Below are 19436 nucleotides of genomic sequence, written 5' to 3' on the forward strand. Positions count from 1 at the left end.
TTTCAGCCGGTCACGGGCGCGGATGAGCCGCCCGTGACCGGTGTGCCCGTGCTGTCGGTGACGGGCGTGGTCGTGCTGCCGGAGACGGCCGGGGCCAGGCAGAGCACGTCGCCGCCGGGCCGGACCTCAAGGAACGGCTGGCTGAGGTCGGCGCACTGCTCCTTGGCCGAGACCCGGGACACCACGGTGTACGCGTCGGACTGCGTGCACTCCGTGACCACCGCGATGTTGCCGTCCTTGCGGAAGCAGCCGCCGACCGGCACGTCGAGCGAGTTCGTCGACTCCCTGGAGGACGAGATCAGCCACACGATCAGCATCGGCACGGCGACGATCAGCGTGGCCACGATGATCACCACGAGCAGGACGCCGCCGTTGCCGCCCTTCTTCGGGGCGGGCACCGGGTCCTTCGCCGGCTCCGGCTCCGCGGCCTTGAACTTGTCGAACGCGTCCTGGTCGCTGTCGCTGTAGCCACCAGCGCCGGCGGGCTGCTGCCCGGCCTGCTGGTCGAAGCCGCCGGGCTGCGGCGCGAAGCCGGGGCCGTTCTGCGCGCCGGGCGCGCTGCCGAACACGGCCGTGTTGCTGCCGAACGACGGCGGCGTGCCACCCCCGCCCGGCCCGGGGCCGAACGGGTCGTCCTGCTGGGGCTGGCCGTAATTCTGCGGCTGCCCGTAAGCCTGCGGCTCCTGCTGGTGCGGCTGCCCGTACTCCTGCTGCTGCCCGTAGTCCTGAGCCTGGCCGTACTCCTGGGCCTGGCCGAAGCCCTGCGGCTGACCGAAGTCCTGCTGCCGGCCGTACTCCTGCGGCTGGCCGAACTGCCCGCCTTCCGGCTGGCCGAACTCGGGCTGGAAGCTCTGGTGCGGCGTGCCGAACTCGTCCGGCGAGGCCGAGCCGCGCGGGTCGATCGAGCGGCCGTCCTTGACCTGTCCCGGGTACGGCAGACCGCCACCGACCGCGAAGTGCGGCGGTGCGGCCTCGGCCGGCGGCTCCTCACGCTGCTGCGGCCCGTGCGCGAAGCCGTTGACCGGCCCGTGCTCCTGCTGCGGTTGCGCGAACGAGGGGCCGGCCGCGGCGGGACCGTCGAAACCGCCGCCGCCCCATGCGGGCGCACCGCCGGAAGCGGGGGTGCCGGAGACCGGCGCGCCCGAGACCGGGGAGGACCCGTCCGGCTCCGGTGCCGCTGCCTTGCCGTACACCCGGGCCTGGCCCTTGCCGGTCGCGGGCGGGAGCGGCTGGTCCGACGGGGGAGTGATCTTGCTGGCCGTCGGCACGGTGGCGCTGCCCGCGACCGCGCGGCCGGTGGCCGGCGGCTCGACGGACGGGTCACCGGTCGGCGGCGCGGAGACCGGCGCCGGGTTGGACGGGGACGGCGGTACGACCGCGGCGCGGGCGACACCGGCCGATCCGGTCGCGGGCGGCCCGTAGGGCGACGCGGACGGCGGGAAGTCGGTGGGCGTGCGCGGCTGCGGCACCTGGGCCGGGTCGTTCTGCTGCTGCTCGGACCCGTACGGCGCGGCGTACCCGGAATCGGGCCCGAAGCCGGGGTCCGCGCCGAAGCCGCCGCCGGGCTGCACCGCGAAGCGACCGGAGCCGTCCGCGTCGTCCGGCGTGGCCGTGCCGTAGGAGCCGCCCTGCGCCGGCGCGGTGGCCTGGCCGTAGGTGCCGAAACCACCGGAACCGGCGGACTCGGGCGCCGGGGACACCGGGGTCTCCCGGTAGCCGCCGCTCTCCGAGGCCGCGTCACCGCCGAACGTGCCCCGACCGGCCGGAGCCTGCCCGAAGCCCTCGTTGGCGGCCGGAGCCTGCCCGAACCCGCCCGAGGCCGCCGGGCTCTGCCCGAACCCGCCGGAGGCCGCCGGGCTCTGCGGGAACCCGCCGGACGCCGCCGGGTTCTGCCCGAAACCGCCGGACGCGGGCGGCACCTGGCCGAAGCCACCGGACGCCGCCGGGTTGCCGCCGGACGCGGACGGGTTGCCCCCCGCGCCGAAGCCGTTGAACGAGCCGCCGAACGAGGTCGGCATGGAGGTCCGTGAGGACTCCGGGTTGTCCGGCGGGGGCGTGGACGCGAAGCTCGCGCCCGGCACCCGTACCGGCGGATTCCACGGCTCGGGCTGCGGCTCCTCGGGCACGGTCTCGTCACCCTGGTGACCCGCGGCCGCGCCACGCGTGAACGCGCCCGCACCGAAGCCGGACCCGCCGGCGTCGTCGGACTGACCGCCGCCCTGGCGCTTGGAGAGGTCGAAGCCGCTGTAGGTGGTCTCGGACGGCGGCTCGAACTGGCCGGGCGCACGCTGCGGCAGCCCGTGACGGTTGGCGGCCGGAGGCTCGGCAACCGCTTCCGGGGCGGCCGGTGCGGCGGGGGAGGACGGCGTCGCCGGGGCCCAGGCCTCCGGCGGCAGGCCGCTGCGCTCGTACGCCGGCTGCTCGGCACCCCAGGAGGGCTGCGCGGGCTGGGCCGCACCCCAGGAGGGCTGTTGCTGCGGAGCGGGAGGAGCGGCCTCCGCGCCCGGGTACGAAGCGCCCGGGTACGACGTGCTGGCCTTCCAGTGCTGGGTCGCCTCCGCGTACGCCTCGCCCTGGTCGTTCGTCTCGGGCTGGCCGTACGGGTTGTACGGCGCGGGCTCCGCACCGAACGTGGACGGCGGCGTGGCCGGAGCCGGCGGCGGCGTGGACGGCTGCGGCACCGAGGCCGCGCCGGAGACCGTGGCCCGGCCGCCGAACCCGGTGGCGGGAGCGCCGCCGAACGAGGCGGACGGGTCAGGTGCGGCCGGCGCCCAGCGCGACTGCGCGGGCGCGGAAGTCTCGGGGGCCGGTCCCCAGTTCGGCGTGGCGGGCGCCTCGGGGGTCACGTTGGGTGACCACGAGGTCTGGCTCGGCCACTCGTTGGCGCCACCGTCCGCGGGTGGCTCCGGCTGCGCGCTCGGCGCGGCGGGCCACCGGGGAACCCCGGCGGACGCGATCCCGCGCTGGGGCATGCCGGGCGCCTGCGCGGAACCCGCTGCGGGCTGCTGCGGCGGCACGTGGCCCCCGGAACGGTAGGGGTTGAAGCTCTCGGCGCCCTCCGGTGGCGGTGTGCCACCGGTGCCCGGCGCCGCCTCAGCCGGCTCGTCGCCGGCCTTGTGCAGGCCCTCGGACGTCATTTGCGCCTCCTCCATCGCGTGTCGGCCGGATCGCCTGGCCAGGGCTTTCGGAGGACCACGGGGGCCGCCCGGCCCGATCGTCGGCCACGTGGATCGCAGCTGCGCCGGGTGGGTCGCGACCCCGGTCCCGATGCCTCCCGCCGGTGGGTGCCGGAGGGATGGACACATGGGTGGCCATGGAGTGGCGACCGTGCCCAACCGTACCGGGCGCCATAGCAGGTCGGAAATACGGACCCGGATACACGACGGCCCGCCAGGGCGGTTCGCGCCGATATTTCAGGCGCGTTCACCCGGCGGGCCGAGGGGTTCTGCGGTGCCGGGCCGATCAGTCGGCCGCGCGGGTCAACGCAGTGAGGTTGGTGGCTTACCCGTAGTGACGCTGGGCGATGGCAAGGATCTCGTCACGCAGCGCCGGGGTGTTCGCGGAGCGCAGGGCGCGCTCGATCGCGCGGTTCCGACGAGCGGTCTCTCGCTTGGCCCGGATCCGGCTGATCATGCTCATGACTTTCATCACTCCTGGTGTTCCGATCGGTGGCGCCCGATCTGGTAGTGCAATTCAAACACATCAGGGGGTACGCCTGCCAACGATTTCAAGGTGATCGCGGCCACTCGCCTAAGGATCGTCGGTTGGAGATGAGATGTCCAGAAGAAAGACCGTGCCCCCGCCGAGTGTCCGGCGGGGGCACGATGGATGAACTCTGAGCAGCGAAGATCAGCTCCAGGCGAGCAGCGCGGCCTCCGGATCCGCCAGGAAACGGCCGATGTCGGCCAGGAACTTCGACCCCAGCTCGCCGTCGATGATCCGGTGGTCGAACGACAGGCTGAGCGTGGTGACCTGGCGAACCTTCACCTTGCCCTTGCAGGCCCACGGTGCCTCGCGCACGGTGCCGAACGCCAGGATCGCCGACTCGCCGGGCGGCAGGATCGGGGTGCCGGCGTCCACGCCGTACACGCCGACGTTCGTGATGGTGAACGTGCCGCCGGTCATGTCGGACGGCGTGGTCCGGCCCGCGCGGGCGGTCCTGACCAGCTCGTTCAACTCGTCCGCCAGTTGCCGCAACGGCAGCCGGGCCGCGTCCTTGATGGTCGGGACGATCAGCCCGCGTTCGGTGGCGGCCGCGATGCCGAGGTTCACGTAGTCCTTCACGACGATCGTGTCGCCGGCCCAGGTGGAGTTGATCATCGGGTGACGGGCGAGGGCGAGCAGCGCGCCTTTCGCCACCAGCAGCAACGGAGAAATCCGGACATCCCGCCACTCGCGCTGTTCGCGGAGCCGGTCCAGCGCGCGCATGCCCCGGGTCACGTCGACGGTCAGGAACTCCGTGACGTGCGGCGCGGTGAACGCGGAGGCGACCATGTTCTCCGCGGTCAGCTTGCGTACACCCTTGACCGGCACACGCTGTTCGCGGGATTCGTCAAAACGGACATCGGGCCGGGCGGGGGTGGTGGCGGCCTCGACCGCGCGCTGGACATCCTCCCGGGTGATCGAGCCGAGCGGGCCGGTGCCGGCCAGCCCGCGCAGGTCCACGCCCAGGTCGCGGGCGAGTTTCCGGACCGGTGGCTTGGCCAGCACCGGCGTGGCCACGACTGCCGGCCGTGCGGGCACCGGCGGCGCGGACACGGGCGGCGGGGTCACGGCGACCGGCGTGGCCGCGGGGGCAACGGGCTCCGGTCGTACCGTGGCGGCCTGTGCTTCTGGAACGGCGCGCCGAGGGCGCCGCTTGGCCGCGGTCGTGCGAGGTCCATAACCGACAAGCACGGGGGTACGCCCGGCGGCGGCGCCCTGTCCGCCGTCCACAGTCGCGGGTGCGGCCGGCACGTCACCCGCGCCCGGGTCCGTGTCGATGGCGATGATCGGGGAACCGACCGCGACGACCGCGCCCTCCTCGCAGAAGAGCGAGGACACCCGTCCGGCCCATTTCGCCGGGATCTCCACCGCGGCCTTCGCGGTCTCCACCTCGACGATCGGCTGGTTCAGCTCGATGTCGTCGCCGACCGCGACCAGCCACTTGAGAATCTCACCCTCGGTGAGGCCCTCGCCGAGGTCCGGCAGCGTGAACTCCTTGATCCGGGTCATGGCGCTCACCAGCCGTAGGTGCGGTCGACGGCATCGAGCACGCGGTCCAGGTCCGGCAGGTACTCCTCCTCGACCCGGGCGGCCGGGTAGGGCGTGTCGAACCCGGTCACGCGCAGGACCGGCGACTCCAGCGAGTAGAAGCACTCCTCGGTGACCCGGGCCGCGATCTCCGCGCCGAGGCCGACGTTGGACGGCGCCTCGTGCACCACCACGCACCGGCCGGTACGGCGGACCGAGTCGTAGACCGGCGAGAGGTCCAGCGGGGAGAGGCTGCGCAGGTCGATCACGTCGAGCTGGCGGCCGTCCTCGCCGGCGGCGGTGGCGGCGTCCAGCGCGGTGCGGACCATCGGGCCGTAGGCGACCACGGTCACGTCCGCGCCGGGCCGGGTCACGCGCGAGGAGTGCAGCGGGAACGCCGGGGCCTCCGCGTCGACCTCGCCCTTCTCCCAGTACCGCCGCTTCGGCTCCAGGAAGACGATCGGGTCGTCGGACGCGATCGCCTGCTGGATCATCGTGTAGCCGTCGGCCGGGTTCGAGCAGGTCACGACCTTGAGGCCGGGGGTGTGCGCGAAGTAGGCCTCGGGGGACTCGGAGTGGTGCTCGACCGCGCCGATGCCGCCGCCGAACGGGATGCGGATCACTATCGGCAGGCGGACCAGGCCGCGCGAGCGATAGTGCATCTTCGCGACCTGGCTGACGATCTGGTCGTACGCCGGGTAGACGAAGCCGTCGAACTGGATCTCGCAGACCGGGCGGTAGCCGCGCAGCGCCAGGCCGATCGCGGTGCCGATGATGCCGGACTCGGCCAGCGGGGTGTCGATCACCCGGTCCTCGCCGAAGTCCTTCTGCAGACCGTCCGTGATGCGGAAGACGCCGCCGAGCTTGCCGACGTCCTCACCCATGATGACGACCTTGGCATCCCGTTCGAGTGCGCGCCGTAGACCCAGGTTCAGCGCCTTGCCGAGGGTCAGAACCTCTGCGGCCATCAGTATGCGCTCCCCTCGAACGACTGCCGGTACTGCGCGAAGCGCGCCTGCTCCTCGTCGAGCAGCGGGGACCCGTGCGGGTAGACGTTCTCGAAGATCGAGCCCGGTGCCGGGTCCTCCATCGTGAGCACGCGCTCGCGCAGGTGCACCGCGGTCTTCCGGGCCTCCTCGTCCACCTCCGCGAGGAAGGCGTCGTCCGCGATCTGCTGCCTGCGCAGGAACGTGGCCAGCCGGGCGATCGGGTCGCGGGCCTGCCACGCCTCCGTCTCCGCCTGCGGCCGGTACCGGCTCGGGTCGTCCGACGTGGTGTGCGCGCCCATCCGGTACGTGTACGCCTCGATCAGCGTGGGTCCCTGGCCGCCGCGCGCGTGGTCCAGCGCGTGCCGGGTGACCGCGTAGGTGGCCAGCACGTCGTTGCCGTCGACGCGCACGCCGGGGAAGCCGAAGCCGGCCGCGCGCTGGTAGAGCGGCACCCGGGTCTGGCGCTCGATCGGCTCGGAGATCGCGTACTGGTTGTTCTGGCAGAAGAAGACGACCGGGGCGGTGTAGACCGCGGACCAGATGAACGCCTCGTTCACGTCGCCCTGGGAGGTGGCGCCGTCGCCGAAGTAGGCGATCACCGCCTCGCCGTCGTCGCCGCCGACCTTGCCGTCCTTGGTGATGCCCATCGCGTAGCCGGTCGCGTGCAGCGTCTGCGCGCCGATGACGATCGTGTAGAGCCCGAAGCGGTACTTGATCGGGTCCCACGCGCCCTGGTCGACGCCGCGGAACAGGCTCAGCGGCATGATCGGGTCGATGCCCCGGCAGTAGAGCACGCCGTGCTCGCGGTAGGTGGGGAAGACCATGTCCTGCGGGCGCAGCGCGCGGCCGGAACCGACCTGCGCGGCCTCCTGCCCGAGCAGGCTCGCCCAGATGCCCAGCTCACCCTGCCGCTGCAGCGCGGTCGCCTCGGCATCCAGCCGCCGGACCGTCACCAGGTCGCGGTAGAGGTCCCGGTATTCGTCGTCGGTGAAGTCGACGGAGTATTCGGTGCCGTCCGGACCGGTCGCCCGGTCGATCCGTTCACCATCGGGGGTCAGGAGCTGAACGAGCGTTTCATCCTGGGCCACAGGCTTCTCCCTTGCTACCTCGGGCATGACCGGGGGGTGTCCGCGGCACGCCTCTCGCTCCGCTCCGCCGACGGCTGCCGGGGAACGGTCCCGTCGGCCACGCCATAGCCCAGGTGAGGGTTGCCGCGTGGTGCGAAGGGGCGACGGCCAGGTGCTTCCGTGCCGAGCGGTGGTGTGCGCCCGGTCACGTCGAGGCCGACCTGCCCCCATCCTTGCAAGAAGGTGAGCTGGATTACAGATGTCCTCGATCGCAAAAATGTCGCGGAGGTTTCGCCGTGCACAACAAAACCAGAAATTCGCACTAAACGTGCCCATACTACGAACTTAGCGTTACTACTCCGGAACCGAGAGTAGAGGAGGTGGCGGGGTGTCACCAGTGCCAACGCGTCGCGCCTCCGGATTGATCGGCTCGCCACGCCGTTTCGCCGGCACGGTCGCGCTGCTCGTCGCGCTCGCCTCGCTGCCGTTCCTGGCGCTGCTCAACGCGGGCGCGGCCGCGCTCGCCCGCACCTCGGCGACGCCGTCAGGCCCGGACGTCCCGTTCCTGGCGCCGCCGTCCCCGGCCTCGATCGTGCTCGGGCCGCCCGCGGTGGTCCTGATGCCCTATCGCCTGCGCGACGGCGGCCGCTGATCCCGGCCGCTCAGCAGCCGTGGGTGTGCCGGACCACGGCGGAACCGGCTCCTCGCGTCGTGCGGAGCGCCAGCGGAGCCCGACGCGAGGTTTGCCCGCGGGAGCAACGCTGCCGGACCACTCAGTCCTCGGTGGGGGACTGGCGGCGGGATTCGAGCCAGGCTTCGAGCGCGTCGGGGTCCTGGGGGTCGATGCCCTCGGCGAGGAGCTGCGCGACGGCCGCGGTGGCGGGACTGCGCTGCTCACCGGTGGTGAAGAGGCGGACGAACTCCGGGATCACGTCCTCCAGCGCGGCGATGGAGGCGGAGATCGCGCCGTCGGGGAGCTCGCGGCGGCGGTGGGCGTAGGCGGCCCAGGCGCGGACGACGCGGGGGAGCATGGCGGCGTCGTCGACGTCCAGCACGGCGCGGCGGTGCACCCAGTCGAGCAGGAAGAAGCCGGCGACGGCGGGGCTCCAGCGCAACGGGTCCGCGTCCGGCAGCGTGGCGGCGTGGTCGATCACCAGGCCGATGCTGAACTGCAGGGACGAGCGCTCGGCCTCGGTCTCCAGCAGGTCCAGCTGCTGCGACTCGGCCTCGGGGGAACGCAGGAAGTCCGCGATCAGCGCGGAACGGGACGCGTCGGTCAGCGTCGCGGCGCCGGGCAGCTCGACGGAGTCGCCGGGCAGCACGGCCAGGCGGGCACCGGCCAGCGCGCGGTCCGTGGACAGCGACGACGCGGTGGGCAGGCTGGTCAGGTCGTCGGTGATGGCCAGGTGGCGGGCGACCTGGTCGCGCAGCCGCTCCGGCGCCTCGTCGCGGAACCAGGTCAGCTCGTCCTCGGCGCACAGCGCGCGGACCTGCGCGACGATCTTCTCGGCCGAGCCGCTGACGAACACGTCCTTGGCGATGCCGATGTTGTGGTCGACCAGCGTCACCACCGCGTGCTCCGGACCGCCGAGCGACTCGTCGTCGTAGGCGAAGGACGCGATGTACGTCGTCTGGTCGCCGTAGACGTCGCCGTAGGCCCAGGTGCCGGTGCAGTGCACGCGGCCGAGCAGCGCGGACCAGGCCGGCGCGCCGGGTGCGGGACGCATCGCGGACGCGCCGGTCGCATCCGGGACCAGCGTGGCGAAGATCTGCCGGATCGCGGCCGCGGCGGGCGTCCTCCGGTCCGCCGTGACGGTCAGGAACTCGCCGACGAACGTGCGCAGCGCATCGGCCCTGGCATTCTCCGCCAGGTCGTAGATGCTGCCCAGCAGCGCGGTGCCGAGCAGCTCGGCGTCGTAGGCGCAGTCGAGTTTCACGACGTCGCGGGCGGCCTCGAGCACGGCATCGTGCGGCGTCCGGGGAGCGGGCATGGGGTCGAGCCTACGCGTGATCGGACCGCGCGAGGGCCATGGCCTCGCGCGCTCTCGCGTAGGACTGCAGAACCTCCCGGACCGGCGCCACCACGTGCCGCCGGGCGACCGTGGTGACCTCGGCACGGAGCCTCTGGTCGGCCCGCCGCCGGGCCCGCCGGGCGGCGAACGCGATGACCGGGCGGACGAGCAGCGCCAGCAGTCCGCCGGTCAGCAGCCCGCCGAGGAACATCACGGTCGGCAGCGGGGTGGCACCGACGTCCGGGTAGTCCAGCGCGGGCAGGCCCAGCGCGCGGATCGCATAGCCGACGATCAGCCAGCCCAGGCCGATCCCGGCGGCCAGCGTGACCAGCCACTGGGTGAAGCCGGTGACGCGCTGCCAGATCGGCGTGCGCAGGCCCAGGTCCGTGCCGGCGACCGCGGTGTCCAGCGAGTCGCGCACGTCGTCCAGGCGGGAGCGGGCCGCGTCCAGCACGCCGGGGCGCCACGGCTCGGGCAGCGCCTCGGCGGCCCGGTCCGCGACCTGCCGGACCGCGAGCTTGACCGCGGACCGCTGGGACGCGTCCGGGTCCGGCACGGAGGTGGCGGCGACCGGTGCGGGTTCGTCCTCGCGCAGGCCGTCCAGCAGCCCGTCCGAGGGGCCGGCCGAGGGCAGGTCGAGGTGCAGGCGGCGCAACGGGTCCGGGCGCAGGCGGCGCAGGCCGCGCAGCAACGGCCAGCCGGTCAGCCCGGCGGCGCGGTGCCGGTAGGCGCGCTCGGTCGCCTCCACCACCGCGGGCACGCCGGCCATCACGGCGAACGCGTCGACCAGCGCGGCCACGGCGGCCCGGTCCACCGCGTCCTCGGCCGCAGCCGGGCCGACCAGTTCGCCGAGCCGGTCCGCGGTCGCGTCCACGTCCGCGGAGAGGCGCATCAGCGCGGCCTGGCGCTGCACGACGGTCTTCTCCAGCAGCATGCGCAGCGGTGACAGCGCGGGGGCGCGCAGCGCGGACGTGGCCACCACCGGCACGTCCGGCAGGCCGTCCTCGGTGAGCAGCCGGCGCAGGTCGCCGACCACGGCCTCCTGCTCGTCGCCGGCCAGCCGGTCGGCCTGGTTGAGCACGACCACGGTCACGTCCGCGTGGGACTGGAGTTTGCGCAGGTAGATGTCGTGAATGGCGCGGTCGGCGTACTTCTGCGGGTCGACCACCCAGACGATCAGGTCGACCAGGCCGAGCAGCCGGTCCACCTCGGTGGCGTGGGCGCGGCGTACCGAGTCGAAGTCGGGCAGGTCGAGCAGGACCAGGCCGTGCAGCGCGGTGTGGTCGTTGCCGTCCAGCGCGCTCTCCCGGACGAACCGGTGCCGGGGCAGCACGCCCACCCAGTCGAGCAGCGCGTTCGCCCCGTCGAGCGAGCCCCACACGCAGGCGTGCGCCTCGCCGGTGGTCGGCCGGCGTGCCCCGACCGGTGACAGCGCGAACCCGGCGAGCGCGTTGAACAGGCTGGACTTGCCGCTGCCGGTGCTGCCGGCGAGCGCCACCACGGTGTGCTCGCGGGACAGCGACAGCCGGGCGTCCGCGCGCTCGACCACGGTGTGCGCGCCGGTCAGCCGGTCCGGCGGGAGCAGGCCGTCGACCGCGCGCAGGAACCTGCGCAGCGATTCCACGCGGCGCAGCAGGCTGTCCGCGTCGAGCGTCTGGGACGGCGCGAGCGCGTCCCGCATCCGGGAGACCAGGCCGCCGGTCACGGCGTCACCAGTCCCGCGTGCGCGCGTGAGGTCTCCACGAGCAGCGCCGCCTCTCTCAGCCGGTCGGCGGAGTCCTCGACCGGTCCCACCAGCGCGGTGAACCGCGCGGACTCCTCGGCCAGCAGCGCGGCGACCCGGTCCAGCAGATCCGTGCGGGCCTTCGCGGCCAGCAGCCGGATCGCCTGGTCGCCGAAGATCGCCTCCAGCACCTTCTGCGCCGCGACCGTGGTGCCGCCCGCGACCGCGACCTCCGCACCGGTCGGGATGAACGCGGTGGACGCGAAGACCACCACCATCACCAGCAGCCCGGTGGCGTTGACCGCGTACGCGGTGCCGCGGGCGACCGCACGCTTGTCGCCGGCCTCGGTGCGGACCAGCTCCAGCACGTGCCGCTGCCAGTCGCGTATCAATCGTTCCGCCCGTTCCGACAGGTCGGGGCTCGCGTGGGCGAGCGGCGCGGAGAGCAGCGCGGCGCCGGCCGGGTGTGCCTGCCAGCCGCTGTACGCCTGCTCGGCGGCCTCGTCGGCCGCGCCCCGGATCAGCGTGACCAGGTTGCTCTCGATCGCGTTCCGCAGCGCGTGCCCGGGTGCGGGCCGGCCGGTGAGCGTGGCGACCACGCGGTCCCGCAGCCGGCCGATCTGCGCCTCCAGCGTGCGCATCAGCTCGCCGGTGCCGACGAACTCCTGCCAGCGGGCCAGCACCTCGCCGCGCAGCAGCCGCCCGTCCTCGACGCCGGCGGCCACGGCCCGGTTCGCGGCGCGGTACGCGTGCTCCACCCGCTCGGTGAGCGTCTCCACCGCGGCGAGCTGCTCCTCCGAGGCGGTGGCCAGCGATGCGGTGGTGGCGGCCGTGGCGGCGATCGCGCCGTCCAGCGTGCGGCGGACCACGGCGGCTCTCGCGCCCGCGTCCGCGCCCAGGTAGCCGAGCCAGGCGCTCAGGTCGCCGATCGCGGACGGCGGCAGCAGTCCGTCCACGGCGAGCCGGGTCTCCGGCACGATGAACAGCGGCGCGGCGCCCAGGTCGTTCTCCCGGAGCATCTCGTTCAGGTGGGCGGCGATCTCCTCCGCGGCGTCGGGCGGCACCCGGTCCAGCACCATGGCGATCACGGTGCCGCGGTGCCGGGCGGTGCGCAACAGTCCCCAGGGGACGGCATCCGCGTACCGCGCCGCGGTGGTGACGAAGACCCACAGATCCGCGGCCGCGAGCAGTTGCCCGGCGAGCGCGCGGTTCGCGTCGACGACGGAGTCGATGTCCGGCGCGTCCAGCAGCGCGAGACCGGACGTGATTGTCGGCACACCCACGAGTTGAAGGCTCTTCGGGTCGGTGCTCGGCTCCGTGGTCCGGGTGAGACCGGGCAGCAGCTCGCCGCGGCGGAACCAGTCGAGGTCGGCCGGGTTCGCGGCCAGCAGCGGCGCGCGGGTGGTCGGCCGGAGCACGCCGGCCGTGGTCACCTTGGCCGCGACCAGGCTGTTGACCAGCGTGGACTTACCCGCGCCGGTCGATCCGCCGACCACGGCCAGCAGTGGCGCGTCCAGCCGGGCGAGCCGGGGTATCAGGTAGTCGTCGAGCTGGGCGACGAGCGCCGCGGCGGCTTCCCGGGCGTCCGCCGCAGAGGGCATGACCAGGGGGTACGCCGTATCGGCGACCGCCGAGCGGAGGTGGTCGAGCGCCTCGGCCAGCGAGGCGGGGGTGAGCTCACCGCGAGTCTGCACAGTTCTCCCCGGAGACACGGTCACGCTCCCCGCGAGCGCCCGGCCAGAGTACGGATCTGAACCAACCCGGGCGAGCCCGCGTTAATCCAGGCCCTAAGGGTGCCCGATCAGGTGGGTTTCGAGGTACCCCCGACTTCTGACGGATAAACTTGCGCGTGACGCGCTCAACTCTCGGCTTGACGGTTTTGGTGATCGTGGCACTATTGAGTCCGGTCCACTCAACTTGCGGCTGTCGCCGCAGCGCGCTCGGGGGCGGGCGCGGTGGGAAGAAGCCCGCGACCTCTGTGGTCGTGCGGTTCGAGCAGTGAAGTGAGGAAGAAACATGGCACGTGCGGTCGGCATCGACCTGGGCACGACGAACTCCTGCGTGAGCGTTCTCGAAGGCGGCGAGCCGACCGTGATCGCCAACGCGGAGGGGTCGCGCACCACTCCCTCGATCGTGGCCTTCGCCCGTAACGGCGAGGTTCTGGTCGGCGAGGTCGCCAAGCGGCAGGCTGTGACCAACCCGGACCGGACGATTCGTTCGGTCAAGCGCGAGATCGGTTCGACCTGGTCGATCGATATCGACGGGAAGAAGTACAGCCCGCAGGAGATCTCCGCCCGGGTGCTCATGAAGATCAAGCGCGACGCCGAGGCGTACCTCGGGGAGCAGGTCACGGACGCGGTCATCACCGTCCCGGCCTACTTCAACGACGCGCAGCGCACCGCGACCAAGGAGGCCGGTGAGATCGCCGGCTTCAACGTCCTGCGCATCGTCAACGAGCCCACCGCGGCCGCGTTGGCGTACGGGTTGGACAAGGGCACCAAGGAGCAGACCGTCCTGGTCTTCGACCTCGGTGGCGGCACGTTCGACGTCTCGCTGCTGGAACTGGGCGAAGGCGTCATCGAGGTCAAGTCGACCTCCGGCGACAACCTGCTCGGCGGCGACGACTGGGACCAGCGGGTCATCGACCACCTGGTGAAGACGTTCCGCGGCGAGCACGGCATCGACCTCGGCCAGGACAAGATGGCCCTCCAGCGTCTCAAGGAGGCCGCGGAGAAGGCGAAGATCGAGCTCTCCGCCGCGACCACCACCAGCATCAACCTGCCGTACATCACGGCCGGCCCGGCGGGCCCGCTGCACATGGACATGACCCTCAGCCGGGCCGAGTTCCAGCGCATGTCGCAGGACCTGCTGGACCGCTGCAAGGGCCCGTTCGAGCAGGCGATCAAGGACGCCGGCATCCGCGTCGCGGACGTGGACCACGTCATCCTGGTCGGCGGCTCGACGCGTATGCCCGCGGTGACCGACCTGGTCAAGCAGCTCACCGGCCGTGACCCGAACAAGGGCGTCAACCCGGACGAGGTCGTGGCCGTCGGTGCCGCGCTGCAGGCCGGTGTGCTCAAGGGTGAGGTCAAGGACGTCCTTCTGCTCGACGTGACCCCGCTGTCGCTGGGCATCGAGACCAAGGGCGGCATCTTCACCAAGCTGATCGAGCGCAACACCACGATCCCGACCAAGCGCTCCGAGGTCTTCACCACGGCCGACGACAACCAGCCGTCCGTGCTGATCCAGGTCTTCCAGGGCGAGCGGGACATCGCGGCGTACAACAAGAAGCTCGGCACGTTCGAGCTGACCGGCCTCCCGCCGGCGCCGCGCAACGTGCCGCAGGTCGAGGTCACGTTCGACATCGACGCGAACGGCATCGTCCACGTCAACGCGAAGGACCTGGGCACCGGCAAGGAGCAGTCGATGACGATCACCGGCGGCTCCGCGCTGCCGAAGGACGACATCGAGCGCATGATGCGCGAGGCGCAGGACCACGCGGACGACGACAAGCGCCGCCGTGACGACGCCGAGGCCCGCAACGTGGCCGAGCAGCTGCAGTGGCAGACCGAGAAGTTCCTGGCGGAGAGCGGCGACAAGCTGCCGTCCGAGTCCCGGGACCAGATCGGCGAGGCGCTGGGCGAGCTGCGCGGCGCGCTGGGCGGCACCGACATCGAGGCGATCAAGACGGCGCACGAGAAGCTGGCGACCGTGTCCCAGCAGGCCGGCTCGCTGCTCTACCAGCAGCAGTCCGAGCAGGCCGGTGCCGAGGGCGCGCCGGGTGCGGCGGGTCCGGGTGCCGCGGGTGCGGGTGCTCCCGGCGCGGGTGCGGCCGGTGGCCCGAAGACCGGGCAGGACGACGTCGTGGACGCCGAGATCATCGACGAGGACAACAAGAAGTGATCCCACGGGACGCTGTGGCACGTGTGCGAGGTGAGGTGAGGGCATGACCGACGAGAAGAAGCCGGGCGACAAGGCCGGATCCTCTGCGGAGCGCGAGCGTTCCGAGGGTTCCGAGCGGGTCGTCATAAGGGACCGGCGGAAGATCGATCCTTCCGTCGCCAACCCCGGGGTCAAGAAGGCCGAGAAGCCGGTGGTGATCGAGCCCGACGAGGTGCTCGACGCCGAGGTGGTCGTCCCCGAGGAGCCCGCGGAGGCGGAGTCCGCCGCCGAGGAGACCGTGGTGGCGGTCGAGGCCGAGCCGGAGGAGCAGGAGGAGAAGGTGGAGGAGCGGGTCGGCAGGCATGCGGCCAGGCACGCTGCCAAGACGCCTCCGGTCTCCGCCAAGACGTCCTCGCTCTCCGCCGAGACCGAGGCGCTGCGCACCGACCTGGAGGAGCGCACGCGCGACCTCCAGCGGGTCACCGCGGAGTACGCGAACTACCGCAAGCGGGTCGAGCGCGACCGCGCCGCACAGGGCGAGCAGGCCACCGGTTCGGTGCTGTCCGCGCTGCTGCCGGTGCTGGACGATCTGGACCGGGCGCGCGAGCACGGCGACCTGGTCGGCCCGTTCGCCAGCGTCGCGGACCAGCTCTCGGCCGCGCTCGGCAAGTTCGGCCTGACCGCGTTCGGCGAGAAGGGCGACGCCTTCGACCCGAACAAGCACGAGGCGGTGGCGCACCTGACCTCCGCCGACGTGACGGAGCCGACCTGCATCGACGTGATGCGGCGCGGCTACGAGCTCGGCAACCGGCTGCTGCGGCCCGCTCTCGTGGCGGTCGCGGACCCGGAGTGATCTCCGACCGGTCGGGGTGGTCCGCTACGGCGGGCCACCCGGCCGGTCTCATGCGCTTGGGGATGCTGGATGGCCAGCAAAGGAGGTGGCTAGGTGAGTTCCAAGGACTGGCTGGAAAAGGACTTCTACTCCGTTCTCGGCGTGCCGAAGTCCGCCTCCCAGGACGACGTGAAGAAGTCGTACCGCAAACTCGCCCGCGAGCTGCACCCGGACCACAACCCGGGTAACAGCGAGGCGGAGGAGCGTTTCAAGTCGGTCTCCGAGGCCTACGACGTCCTGTCGGACGAGCGGAAGCGCAAGGAGTACGACGAGATGCGCGCGCTCTTCGGCTCCGGCGCGTTCCGGCGCAATGCCCGCGCGGGCGGCCCGGGTGCACCGGGCGGCGGCTCGTTCCCGTTCGACGTCTCCGACCTGTTCGGCGGCGTGAACACGGGCGGCGGTGGCGGTGCGAGCGCGGGTGACCGCCGGTTCGGCGGCGCCGGGTTCTCGGACCTGTTCGGATCGATATTCTCCGGTGGCGGCGCCGGCGGCGGTCGGCAGGGACCGAACCGCGGCCGGGACGTCGAGACCGAGGTGACCATAGATTTCACCGCGGCGGTGCAGGGCACCACGCTGCCGATCACGCTGCGGGCGCCCGGCGTCTGCGACGTCTGTCACGGCAACGGCGCGAAGCCCGGCACCCAGCCGCGCACTTGCCCGACCTGCCGCGGCTCCGGCCTGATACAGCGCAACCAGGGCTCGTTCAGCTTCTCGGAGCCGTGCAAGGAGTGCCAGGGCGTCGGCACCATCGTGGACGACAAGTGCACGGAGTGCCGGGGCACCGGCGGCGTCACCAAGACCCGCACGCTGAACGTCCGGCTTCCGTCCGGCGTCGCGGACGGGCAGCGCATCCGGCTCTCGGGCCGGGGCGAGCCCGGTGATCGCGGCGGGTCGCCCGGCGACCTCTACGTGCTGGTGAAGGTGCGCCGTGACGACCTGTTCTCGCGCAACGGCGACAACCTGACGCTGACCGTGCCGATCACGTTCGCGGAGGCGGTGCTCGGCACCGACCTGCGCGTGCCCACGATGGACGGCGCAGTGACGCTTCGTGTTCCACCAGGCACTCCGAGTGGGCGAGTGCTGCGCGCTCGCGGCAAGGGTGTGCCGAAGCGGGATGGCGAAACCGGCGATCTGCTGGTCACACTGGAGGTGCAGGTGCCGACGGAGGTCACTCCGGAGGCGCGGAAGGCACTGGAGTCGTTCGCGGATCAGACGCCGGCGGCCTCAAGGGAACACCTCGAGGCGCGGGTCCGTAAAGCGGGATAGTCGAGGCAGGAGGCGAGACCGTGGACGCACGCATCCGCATCGCGATCGAGGGTTTCTCGGACGCCAAGGTCTTGATCATCTCAGTGGCGGCCCAGATGGCCGGCATGCATCCGCAGACCCTTCGTCAGTACGACCGGCTGGGTCTCGTGCAGGCCGGCCGGGCCGCCGGCGGTGGCCGGCGATACAGCGCGCGTGACGTGGCGCTGCTTCGCGAGGTGCAGCGCCTCAGCCAGGAGGAAGGCGTCAACCTGGCCGGCATCAAGCGGATCATCGGGTTGGAGCACCTCGCCGGTGACCTGCAGCAGCAGGTGCTGGAGATGCAGGACCAGCTCGCGGCGGCCTATCGGCGGATCGCGGAGCTGGAGTCCATGTCGCCGTACCCGCGACGGGATCTGGTCCCGACCAGCCGCACGTCGACCGCGCTCGTGGTGTGGCGCCCCCGGGAGAAGCCCCAGCGATAAACCCGCAAAAACGAGATATGTCGGATTTCAGCCCGAGCCGGACGGCGAGCGGTTATGGTCACCCAGGGTGCGCGACGACGAGTCGCGAGGCCACTGGCCTGCTATGACGACTCGCGGCGCCGGCTCGGGCGGGGATCCACGGGGGGTCCCCGCCCGGACCATTGAACCCCGGCGTCAGCCCAGCCGGCGTGACTGCCGGACCAGGCCCCCTTCGCACCAGTCGTGGTAGTCGAACAGCTCCGGACTGGACAGCAGCACCCGCACGTTGTGCGACCACACCGCCATCAGCTCGTCGCCCTCGTCCTCCGCCTGCTCGACCATCTTCCGCAGCCGCCGTTTCGGGTGGGCCCGGAACTTCGTCCGGATGCCGTCGGCCGCGTAGATGTAGAGGCAGTGCAGCGCGAACCGGCGCGCCGGGCAGGTCCGGTCGATCGCCAGCTCGAAGAGGGTGCCGACCAGGCGATCCCCGGCCACGAGCAGATCCCAGTCCGCGGGCATCGACTCCAGCGGCACCGAGTCGGGCTGGTAGGCCCAGGCCCGAAGCTCGGCCGCGCTCGGATCGACCGGATTCGCGAAACCGTGGAAGCTTGACTGTTGCACGCTCACCTGCGACTCCAGCCTGTTACACCCCAATGCTCATTGCGGCGACACGGTAACGCGTAGCTACCTCGTATCGGAACCCGATGGACGTGCCATTTATAGGTGGGATTCGGGCGCGGGGATCACGGCACGGGCCGGCGGCGCGGACCGTTTGCGCAGCATCGCCTTGAACCACTCCATGTCCGGCAGGCGGGCCAGCATCGGCCCGGTCACGACCGTGATCAGCACGTACGCGGTGGCGAGCGACGCCAGCTGCGGCTCCACGCCGGCCGCCACGGCCAGCCCGGCGATGACGATGGAGAACTCGCCGCGCGGCATCAGCGCGAGACCGGCACGCACCCGGCCGGGCAGCGCGATCCCGGCCCGTTTCGCGCCGAGATAGCCGGTCAGCACCTTGGTCGACATGGTCAGCACGGCCAGCGCCATCGCGGGCAGCAGCACGTGCGGGATCTCGCCCGGGTGCGTGGAGAGCCCGAAGAAGACGAAGAAAACCGCGGCGAACAGGTCACGCAGCGGTGTGAGCAGCAGCACCGCGTGGTGCGCGACCTGGCCGGAGAGCGCGATGCCGACCAGGAACGCGCCGACCGCGGCCGAGACCTGCAGTTTGTCCGCCAGGCCGGAGACCAGCAGCGTCAGGCCGAGCACGCCCAGTAGCAGCGACTCCGCGTCCTTCGCGGAGATGAAGGCGGAGATCGCGTGACCGAACCGGATCGCGACCAGCAGCACGGCCACCACGGTGGCGACCGCGATCACCAGCGAGGTCGCGCCGGCCGCCAGCGACACGCCGGCCAGCACGGCGGTGAGCAGCGGCAGGTAGAGCGCCATCGCCAGGTCCTCGATCACCAGGACGGAGAGGACCACCGGCGTCTCGCGGTTACCGAGCCGGCCGAGGTCGCTCAGCACCTTGGCGATCACGCCGGACGAGGAGACCCAGGTGATGCCCGCCAGCACCAGCGCGGCCGTCCAGTCCCAGCCCATGAGCAGCGCGAACGCGGCGCCGGGCAGCGCGTTGAGCGCCGCGTCGATCAGCCCGGCGGGCGCGGCCGAGCGCAGGTTGCTGACCAGCTCGCCCGCGGAGTACTCCAGGCCGAGCATGACCAGCAGCAGGATGACGCCTATCTCGGCGCCGACCTCGATGAACTCCTCGCTGGCGGAGAGCGGGAGCAGCCCGCCGTGCCCGAACGCGAGCCCGGCGATCAGGTAGAGCGGGATCGGGGACAGCCCGATCCGGCGCCCGATCCGGCCGAGGAGGCTGAGCGCGAGGAGGACGGTGCCGAGTTCTATGAGAAGGATGGAGGTGTCGTGCATACGC

Annotated in this window: 15 protein-coding genes; 5 read left to right on the forward strand and 10 right to left on the reverse strand. The window is 72.3% G+C overall.

From position 1 onward, the window contains the following. Nucleotides 1-2: 2 nt before the first annotated feature. The 5 genes from OP04_RS30995 to pdhA form a co-directional block, all read right to left on the reverse strand. Nucleotides 3-3137 carry a hypothetical protein gene (locus tag OP04_RS30995; protein ID WP_033343443.1) on the reverse strand — a complete coding sequence of 1045 codons (3135 nt, stop codon included), beginning with the start codon at nucleotides 3135-3137 and terminating at the stop codon, nucleotides 3-5. 364 nt (nucleotides 3138-3501) lie between these two features. After that, nucleotides 3502-3639 carry a hypothetical protein gene (locus OP04_RS54900; protein ID WP_198154045.1) on the reverse strand — a complete coding sequence of 46 codons (138 nt, stop codon included), beginning with the start codon at nucleotides 3637-3639 and terminating at the stop codon, nucleotides 3502-3504. A 210-nt stretch (nucleotides 3640-3849) separates the two neighbouring features. Continuing rightward, on the reverse strand, nucleotides 3850-5223 hold the full coding sequence (locus OP04_RS31000; RefSeq protein ID WP_198154046.1) for a dihydrolipoamide acetyltransferase family protein: 1374 nt from the start codon (nucleotides 5221-5223) through the stop codon (nucleotides 3850-3852). Continuing rightward, nucleotides 5220-6200 carry an alpha-ketoacid dehydrogenase subunit beta gene (locus OP04_RS31005; protein WP_033343445.1) on the reverse strand — a complete coding sequence of 327 codons (981 nt, stop codon included), beginning with the start codon at nucleotides 6198-6200 and terminating at the stop codon, nucleotides 5220-5222. The genes OP04_RS31000 and OP04_RS31005 overlap by 4 nt, the downstream gene beginning before the upstream one ends. Further along, nucleotides 6200-7309, reverse strand: coding sequence for a pyruvate dehydrogenase (acetyl-transferring) E1 component subunit alpha (gene pdhA, locus OP04_RS31010; protein ID WP_232323798.1), 1110 nt, complete (start codon nucleotides 7307-7309; stop codon nucleotides 6200-6202). The genes OP04_RS31005 and pdhA overlap by 1 nt, the downstream gene beginning before the upstream one ends. A 376-nt stretch (nucleotides 7310-7685) precedes the next feature. Here pdhA and OP04_RS31015 point away from each other — a divergent pair, with 376 nt between their 5' ends. Next, complete coding sequence (locus tag OP04_RS31015; protein WP_157240632.1) at nucleotides 7686-7940, forward strand: hypothetical protein; 255 nt, start codon at nucleotides 7686-7688, stop codon at nucleotides 7938-7940. 121 nt (nucleotides 7941-8061) lie between these two features. Here the strand turns inward: OP04_RS31015 and OP04_RS31020 are convergent, their stop codons facing one another. Genes OP04_RS31020 through OP04_RS31030 form a run of 3 tightly spaced genes read right to left on the reverse strand, consistent with a single transcriptional unit; the run spans nucleotide 8062 to nucleotide 12624 of the window. Then, nucleotides 8062-9279, reverse strand: coding sequence for a hypothetical protein (locus tag OP04_RS31020; RefSeq protein ID WP_033343448.1), 1218 nt, complete (start codon nucleotides 9277-9279; stop codon nucleotides 8062-8064). A 10-nt stretch (nucleotides 9280-9289) separates the two neighbouring features. After that, the gene (locus OP04_RS31025; protein ID WP_051799406.1) at nucleotides 9290-10981 is read right to left on the reverse strand and encodes a GTPase; all 1692 of its coding nucleotides are present in this window, start codon (nucleotides 10979-10981) and stop codon (nucleotides 9290-9292) included. A 20-nt stretch (nucleotides 10982-11001) separates the two neighbouring features. Then, nucleotides 11002-12624: an ABC transporter gene (locus OP04_RS31030; protein ID WP_408606797.1), complete on the reverse strand. Its 1623-nt coding sequence runs from the start codon at nucleotides 12622-12624 to the stop codon at nucleotides 11002-11004. 415 nt (nucleotides 12625-13039) lie between these two features. Here OP04_RS31030 and dnaK point away from each other — a divergent pair, with 415 nt between their 5' ends. From dnaK to OP04_RS31050, 4 genes are all read left to right on the forward strand, one after another. Further along, nucleotides 13040-14926: a molecular chaperone DnaK gene (gene dnaK / locus OP04_RS31035; protein WP_033343450.1), complete on the forward strand. Its 1887-nt coding sequence runs from the start codon at nucleotides 13040-13042 to the stop codon at nucleotides 14924-14926. Nucleotides 14927-14969: 43 nt separating this feature from the next. Then, entirely contained in the window at nucleotides 14970-15758 is a 789-nt protein-coding gene (gene grpE, locus OP04_RS31040) for a nucleotide exchange factor GrpE (protein WP_033343451.1), read from the forward strand. Nucleotides 15759-15851: 93 nt separating this feature from the next. Next, nucleotides 15852-17063, forward strand: coding sequence for a molecular chaperone DnaJ (dnaJ, locus tag OP04_RS31045; protein ID WP_033343452.1), 1212 nt, complete (start codon nucleotides 15852-15854; stop codon nucleotides 17061-17063). Between the two features lie 20 nt (nucleotides 17064-17083). Continuing rightward, nucleotides 17084-17524 (forward strand): heat shock protein transcriptional repressor HspR, encoded by a 441-nt coding sequence (locus OP04_RS31050; RefSeq protein ID WP_051799384.1) that lies wholly within the window; start codon nucleotides 17084-17086, stop codon nucleotides 17522-17524. A 174-nt stretch (nucleotides 17525-17698) separates the two neighbouring features. Here OP04_RS31050 and OP04_RS31055 read toward each other — a convergent pair whose 3' ends face one another. After that, nucleotides 17699-18130, reverse strand: a complete 432-nt coding sequence (locus tag OP04_RS31055; protein WP_033343453.1) for a hypothetical protein — start codon at nucleotides 18128-18130, stop codon at nucleotides 17699-17701. 90 nt (nucleotides 18131-18220) lie between these two features. After that, complete coding sequence (locus OP04_RS31060; RefSeq protein ID WP_033343454.1) at nucleotides 18221-19432, reverse strand: cation:proton antiporter; 1212 nt, start codon at nucleotides 19430-19432, stop codon at nucleotides 18221-18223. Nucleotides 19433-19436: the final 4 nt, after the last annotated feature.

The organism is Catenuloplanes japonicus (genome assembly GCF_000717135.1).
In the GTDB taxonomy this organism is placed as follows: Bacteria; Actinomycetota; Actinomycetes; order Mycobacteriales; family Micromonosporaceae; genus Catenuloplanes; species Catenuloplanes japonicus.

Coding starts and splice junctions, on each gene's coding strand:
- OP04_RS30995 (WP_033343443.1), bottom strand. CDS start 3,137: ATGACGTCCGAGGGCCTGCACAAGGCCGGCGACGAGCCGGCTGAGGCG.
- OP04_RS54900 (WP_198154045.1), bottom strand. CDS start 3,639: ATGAGCATGATCAGCCGGATCCGGGCCAAGCGAGAGACCGCTCGTCGG.
- OP04_RS31005 (WP_033343445.1), bottom strand. CDS start 6,200: ATGGCCGCAGAGGTTCTGACCCTCGGCAAGGCGCTGAACCTGGGTCTA.
- OP04_RS31020 (WP_033343448.1), bottom strand. CDS start 9,279: ATGCCCGCTCCCCGGACGCCGCACGATGCCGTGCTCGAGGCCGCCCGC.
- OP04_RS31025 (WP_051799406.1), bottom strand. CDS start 10,981: ATGCGGGACGCGCTCGCGCCGTCCCAGACGCTCGACGCGGACAGCCTG.
- OP04_RS31030 (WP_408606797.1), bottom strand. CDS start 12,624: ATGCCCTCTGCGGCGGACGCCCGGGAAGCCGCCGCGGCGCTCGTCGCC.
- dnaK (WP_033343450.1), top strand. CDS start 13,040: ATGGCACGTGCGGTCGGCATCGACCTGGGCACGACGAACTCCTGCGTG.
- grpE (WP_033343451.1), top strand. CDS start 14,970: ATGACCGACGAGAAGAAGCCGGGCGACAAGGCCGGATCCTCTGCGGAG.
- OP04_RS31060 (WP_033343454.1), bottom strand. CDS start 19,432: ATGCACGACACCTCCATCCTTCTCATAGAACTCGGCACCGTCCTCCTC.